Annotated in this window: 5 protein-coding genes; 3 read left to right on the top strand and 2 right to left on the bottom strand. The window is 70.6% G+C overall.

Annotated elements, in window-relative coordinates; all coding sequences use genetic code 11:
- Nucleotides 1–285 precede the first annotated feature (285 nt).
- Entirely contained in the window at nt 286–912 is a 627-nt protein-coding gene (locus HY68_RS21160; RefSeq protein WP_041991151.1) for an NUDIX hydrolase, read from the bottom strand.
- 112 nt (nt 913–1,024) lie between these two features.
- On the bottom strand, nt 1,025–2,734 hold the full coding sequence (locus HY68_RS21155; protein ID WP_041991149.1) for a CTP synthase: 1,710 nt from the start codon (nt 2,732–2,734) through the stop codon (nt 1,025–1,027).
- Nucleotides 2,735–3,161: 427 nt separating this feature from the next.
- On the opposite strand from HY68_RS21155, the gene HY68_RS21150 reads away from it, so the two are divergent.
- The 3 genes from HY68_RS21150 to HY68_RS21140 form a co-directional block, all read left to right on the top strand.
- A complete protein-coding gene (locus HY68_RS21150) occupies nt 3,162–4,970 on the top strand; it encodes a glycoside hydrolase family 15 protein (RefSeq protein WP_041991147.1) in 1,809 nt (602 codons plus the stop codon).
- Between the two features lie 31 nt (nt 4,971–5,001).
- A complete protein-coding gene (locus HY68_RS21145; protein ID WP_041996745.1) occupies nt 5,002–5,460 on the top strand; it encodes a DUF2867 domain-containing protein in 459 nt (152 codons plus the stop codon).
- Nucleotides 5,461–5,471: 11 nt separating this feature from the next.
- Nucleotides 5,472–6,050 (top strand): PucR family transcriptional regulator ligand-binding domain-containing protein (locus HY68_RS21140; RefSeq protein WP_198533313.1); only part of this gene is annotated, 579 nt, incomplete at its 3' end.

The raw sequence follows: 6,050 nt of genomic DNA, 5'->3' as shown, positions 1-6,050 counted from the left end.
CGGAGGGGGCCTTGCGGCCACGGCGGCGGGGTTGGGGGGACGGGGTGTCAGGCGTGGTCGGGCGCTGGGCTTGTGGGCCGTTTTGGTCGTTCACGTCCACCGCCTGATCCGTCACGGGCCACGCTCCGTCCGCCTGCGCACGAGCCGAGCCCGGCGGGTATCCGCGCGGGCGGATCGAGCCTAGTTCACTCTCTGCGACGGGTCGGTGCGAGCGCGGCCGGTACGTCCCCCGATCGGATCAGCATTTTGTCGGATCAGGGCCAGATCGGTCGGACCGAACTCAGGTCAGGACTCGAACGGCCGCGCCGGCCACGGCTCCTCCGGCGCCCGCAGCGCGTCCAGGCCCTCGCCCGCCAGTGCGGCCGACAGCGCCAGGACGCCCGTCACCAGGCAGCTGTTGTGCAGCTCGCCCGCGAGCACGCCTTGGACGAGGTCGGCCAGCTCCACCCGCGCGACCTCCATGTCCGCCTCCTCCTCAGCGACCTCGAAGCGGTCGCCGTCCGCCTCCGAGAGGTCGCGGGCGAGGAAGACGCGGACCGCCTCGTCGGAGCCGCCCGGCGAGGTGTAGATGTCGGCGAGTACCCGCCACTCCCCCGCCTTGATGTGCGCCTCCTCGTACAGCTCGCGCTGCGCCGCGTGCAGCGGGTTCTCGCCCGGTACGTCGAGCAGCCCGGCCGGGATCTCCCACAGCTTGTGCCGTACGGGGTGGCGGTACTGGCACAGTACGACGACCCGGCCCGCGTCGTCGTACGCGAGGATCGCCACCGACCCGGGGTGGACCTGGTAGTCGCGCGTCGCGACGGAACCGTCCGGCATGACCACGTGGTCCGTGCGGACGCTGGTCTTGTTGCCGCGGAACGGCGTCCCGGTCTCGGTGACGCGCCATTCCTCGGGGGCATCCTTGATGGTCATGAAAGCGTCCTCCCACACAGCGGCCACGCGACAACGGAAAAACCGGGGCACCGGCCCTGAAGGGCCCGTACCCCGGCTGCCACCGTATCGTCCGGCCGTGACCGGACAGGACCTAGCTGCCCGCGCCGTCCGTACCGGACGCGTCGGCGCCGGACGCGTCACCCTTCGCGCCCTGCTGGCGCTCCACCGCCGCCTTGACCAGCCCCGCGAACAGCGGGTGCGGCCGGGTCGGCCGGGAGCGCAGCTCCGGGTGGGCCTGGGTGGAGACCAGGTACGGGTGCACGGCGCGCGGGTACTCGACGTACTCGACGAGCTTGTTGTCCGGCGACGTGCCCGAGAAGACCAGGCCCGCCTTCTTCTCCAGCTCGGCCCGGTACGCGTTGTTCACCTCGTAGCGGTGCCGGTGGCGCTCCTCCACGTACGGCTCGTCCGCGTACGCCGCGCGCACCAGCGAGCCCTCGGCGAGCTTCGCCGGGTAGAGGCCCAGCCGCATCGTGCCGCCGAGGTCGCCCGCGCCTTCCACGTACGCCAGCTGCTCCTCCATCGTGGAGATCACCGGATGGGCGGTGCCCGCGTCGAACTCCGTCGAGTTCGCCTCGGGGATCTCCGCGAGGTTGCGCGCCGCCTCGATCACGATGCACTGCAGGCCGAGACAGATGCCGAGCAGCGGGATCAGGTTCTCGCGCGCGTACTGGATCGCGCCGATCTTGCCCGTCACGCCGCGGTCGCCGAAGCCGCCGGGGATCAGCACCCCGTCGACCCCTTCGAGCTGCCTCGCGGCGCCCGCCTGGGTCTTGCAGTCGTCGGACGTGACCCATTTGACGTTCACCCGCGCCTTGTTGGCGAAGCCGCCGGCGCGCAGCGCCTCGGTCACCGACAGGTAGGCGTCCGGCAGATCGATGTACTTGCCGACGAGCGCGACGGTGACCTCGTGGTCGGGGTTGTGGACGCGGTCCAGCAGATCGTCCCAGACCGTCCAGTCGACGTCCCTGAACGGCAGGTCGAGCTTGCGCACGACGTACGCGTCAAGTCCCTCGGTGTGCAGCACCTTCGGGATGTCGTAGATCGACTTGGCGTCGATGGCCGCGACCACCGCGTCCTCGTCGACGTCGCACATCAGCGAGATCTTGCGCTTGATCGAGAGCGGCACCTCACGGTCGGCGCGCAGCACGATCGCGTCGGGCTGGATGCCGATGCTGCGCAGCGCCGCGACCGAGTGCTGGGTCGGCTTGGTCTTCAGCTCGCCGGACGGGCCGATGTACGGGAGGAGCGAGATGTGTACGACGAAGACGTTGTCACGGCCCACCTCGTGGCGTACCTGACGCACGGTCTCCAAGAACGGCTGGGACTCGATGTCGCCGACGGTGCCGCCGACCTCGGTGATGACGACGTCGACGTCGTCGGTGGCCATCCGGCGGATGCGGTGCTTGATCTCGTTGGTGATGTGCGGGATGACCTGGACCGTGTCGCCCAGGTACTCGCCACGCCGCTCCTTGGCGATCACCGTGGAGTAGACCTGCCCCGTGGTGACGTTGGCGGCGCCGTCGAGGTCCACGTCCAGGAAACGCTCGTAGTGGCCGACGTCCAGGTCGGTCTCGGCGCCGTCGTTGGTGACGAACACCTCACCGTGCTGGAACGGGTTCATCGTGCCCGGGTCGACGTTGAGGTAGGGGTCGAGCTTCTGCATCGTGACCCGCAGCCCACGCGCCTTGAGCAGCGCACCCAGGCTGGAGGCGGTCAGGCCCTTGCCGAGGGAGGATGCGACACCCCCGGTGACGAAGATGTGCTTGGTCGTCGAGGATGTCGAGGATCGGTTCGGCATGGCCAAGAGGGGGCTCCCGTGGTCGCGGTCTGGAGTGCGTACCGGCCGCTTCCGCGCGCCGTCCTTGCCGGAGGTGCGGGGGCTGCCGTCGCTGCGGGTTCGGGGCCCCTTTTGCGTCGCAGGGAGACCACCGGTCCACGGGCTACCAGGGTATCAGCGACAAAGGGAGGCCGCTTCCGGCCACGCGTCGCCGCGTCTGTCCCTATCCGTACCCCTGCTCACCCCTGGCTCACCCGTTCGGCGGCCTCATGTTGCCGGGAGCGTGGCGCGGAACTACGAGGTGCGTCGTAAGCTGCTCGGACACTCGCTGCCGAGTCAGGCCGGAAAAGGCATCACCCCGCCCGTATTCCCGGAACAAACAGCTCGTCAACGACCCTTTTTGTCGCAGTAAGCGCCCCGCGGGGCGAACGTGGCCGTTCGACTGGAGATGCACGTGGCCGGGCGCATCGAGGATTACGCACTCATCGGAGACATGCAGACCGCTGCCCTGGTCTGCCGGGACGGCACAGTCGACTGGCTGTGCCTGCCCCGCTTCGACTCGCACGCCGTCTTCGCGGCCCTTCTGGGGACCGACGAACACGGTTTCTGGCGGCTCGGGCCGGCGTATCCGGCGGGTGCCAACCCGCCGCGCGCCGCGCGCCGCCGCTACGTCGGGGACTCGCTGGTCCTGGAATCGGAATGGGACACGCCGCGCGGTTCCGTACGCGTGACGGATTTCATGCCGCCGCGTGACGGAGCCCCGCAGGTCATCCGCATCGTGGAAGGCATAAGCGGCCGGGTGCCGATGCGCTCCACGCTGCGGATGCGGTTCAGCTACGGGCGGGTGACGCCCTGGGTGCACAAGGTCGACAACCGCACGGTCGCCGTCGCGGGACCCGACTCCGTGTGGCTGGACACCGAGGCGGAGACCTACGGCAAGGACCTCACCACCTACTCCGACTTCACGGTGGCGCCCGGCGACCGGATCGCCTTCACGATCAGCTGGCAGCCCTCGCACCGCACGCCGCCCGCGCTGCCCGACCCCGAGGGCTCGCTGGAGGCGACGACCGACTTCTGGCGCGAGTGGGTCGAGCAGTGCACGTACCACGGCCCCTACCGGGAAGCCGTCGTCCGTTCGCTGATCACGCTCAAGGCGCTGACGTACGCCCCGACGGGCGGCATCGTCGCCGCGCCGACGACGTCCCTGCCGGAGGAGATCGGCGGCGTACGGAACTGGGACTACCGCTACACCTGGCTGCGGGACGCCGCGATCACGCTCTCCTCACTGCTGCGCACCGGCTACCGCGAGGAGGCGCGCGCCTGGCGCGAGTGGCTGCTGCGGGCCGTCGCGGGCGACCCGGAGAACCTGCAGATCATGTACGGCATCGCCGGCGAGCGTGAGCTGGGCGAGGCGGAGCTGGACTGGCTGCCGGGCTACGAGAGTTCGGGCCCCGTCCGGGTCGGCAACGGCGCGGCGCACCAGCTGCAGCTGGACGTGTACGGAGAGGTGACCGAGGCGCTGCATCTGGCGCACATGACGGGACTCGCCCGTAACGACTACGCATCTCTTCTCCAGCTCAAGCTGATCCGCTACCTGGAGAAGCACTGGGACCAGCCCGACGAGGGCATCTGGGAGGTGCGCGGACCGCGCAGGCACTTCGTGCACTCCAAGGTCATGGCGTGGGTCGCCGTGGACCGGACGATCAAGCTGATCGAGTCGGGCGACGCCGACGGGCCGCTGGAGCGCTGGCGGGACCTGCGGGACGACATCCACCACGACGTGTGTGAAAAGGGTTACGACAAGGAACGCAACACCTTCACGCAGTCGTACGGCTCGAAGGAGCTGGACGCCTCCCTGCTGCTGATTCCGCAGATGGGCTTCCTGCCGCCCGACGACAAGCGCGTCATCGGCACGATCGAGGCGATCCAGCGCGAGCTGTCGACGGTGGACGGCTTCGTAATGCGCTACCCCACCGCGGGCGACGAGGCGGGCCTGGACGGTCTTGAGGGCGACGAAGGCGCCTTCCTGGCCTGTTCGTTCTGGCTGGCGGACGATCTCGCGATGATCGGCCGGGTCGACGAGGCCCGCAAGCTCTTCGAGAAGCTGCTGACCCTGCGCAACGACCTGGGCCTGCTGGCCGAGGAGTGGGACCCGCGCCTGCAGCGCCAGGTCGGGAACTTCCCGCAGGCCTTCAGCCATGTGCCGCTGATCGACACGGCGCTGCGGCTGACGGCTTCGGGCGCGTACGGCGGCTGAGGCCGTGGGCGGTCCGGCGGGTGATCCGCGCGTGCACCGGATCGAGGTGCCGCGCCGGATCACGCGGGAGGCCGGGTTCGCGGCGTTCGACTACGCGTCGGCGTTCGAACTGGTCTCCCCCGGCGCCCCGTCACGCGCACCCGAGGACTGGGCGCGGGCCGTCTTCGAGGACGCTCCCCGGCTCCTGCGGTGGGTCCTGCTGCGGGGCTGGCGTCTGGGACTCGGGCTGCGGCTCGGGCCACGCCCTTCGCCCGGCCATGTCCTCGGCTGGGCGGTCTCGGACGCCGGGCCCGACACGGTCACCCTGGCGGCGCGCTCGGGGCTGATCGACGCGCGCAACATCATCCTTGTCGAGAACGGCCGTGTGGTGTGGGTCACCTTGGTGCGCTTCGAGCGGCGGTCCGGTGGGCTGTTGTGGGCCGCCGCCGCGCCGGTCCACCATCTGACCGTCCCCTACCTGGTCCGGCGCGCCGCGCGGCGCGCCCGGTAGCCTCCGGCCCTATGGACGAACAGGGCGGAATCACCGTGCGGCGAGCGCTTGAGCTGCCGGGGTTGCGCAGTGGGCTGCCGGAGGTCGTGGCCTGCGGGGACCGGCTGGAGCGCCGGGTCCGCTGGGTGCATGCCGGTGAGGTGCCGAACATCGCGTCGCTGCTCAAGGGCGGCGAGCTGCTGCTGACCACGGGGCTCGGCCTCGGCACCCGGCCCGCCGAGCAGCGCGCCTTCGTCCGCAGGCTGGCCGAGCGCGGCATCGCCGCGCTGGTGGTGGAGCTGGGGTCCAGGTTCGACCGGCTGCCCGCCGCGCTGGTGGAGGCGGCGACGGCCGCCGGACTGCCGCTGGTGCAACTGCGCCGCGAGGTGGCCTTCGTCTCGGTGACCGAGGAGGTGCACACCGAGATCGTCAACGGGCACTACGCGCTGCTGCGGCAGGCCGACGAGGTGCACCGGCGGTGCACGGAGGCACTGCTCGACGGCGGCGGCGCGCCTCAGGTGCTGCGCATCCTCGCCGACTTCGCCGGCAACCCGGTCTTCCTCGAAACCGCCGACGGACGGCTGCTGTACGCGGCGGGCGCCGGCGAGACA

Source organism: Streptomyces sp. AcH 505, assembly GCF_000818175.1.
Taxonomy (GTDB): Bacteria; Actinomycetota; Actinomycetes; order Streptomycetales; family Streptomycetaceae; genus Streptomyces.
This window is presented reverse-complemented; position numbering and strand designations above follow the sequence as displayed.

What these genes read in the sequence shown, in the direction of transcription:
- HY68_RS21150 (WP_041991147.1), top strand. Translation starts at nt 3,162, where the DNA reads ATGCACGTGGCCGGGCGCATCGAGGATTACGCACTCATCGGAGACATG.
- HY68_RS21160 (WP_041991151.1), bottom strand. Translation starts at nt 912, where the DNA reads ATGACCATCAAGGATGCCCCCGAGGAATGGCGCGTCACCGAGACCGGG.
- HY68_RS21155 (WP_041991149.1), bottom strand. Translation starts at nt 2,734, where the DNA reads ATGCCGAACCGATCCTCGACATCCTCGACGACCAAGCACATCTTCGTC.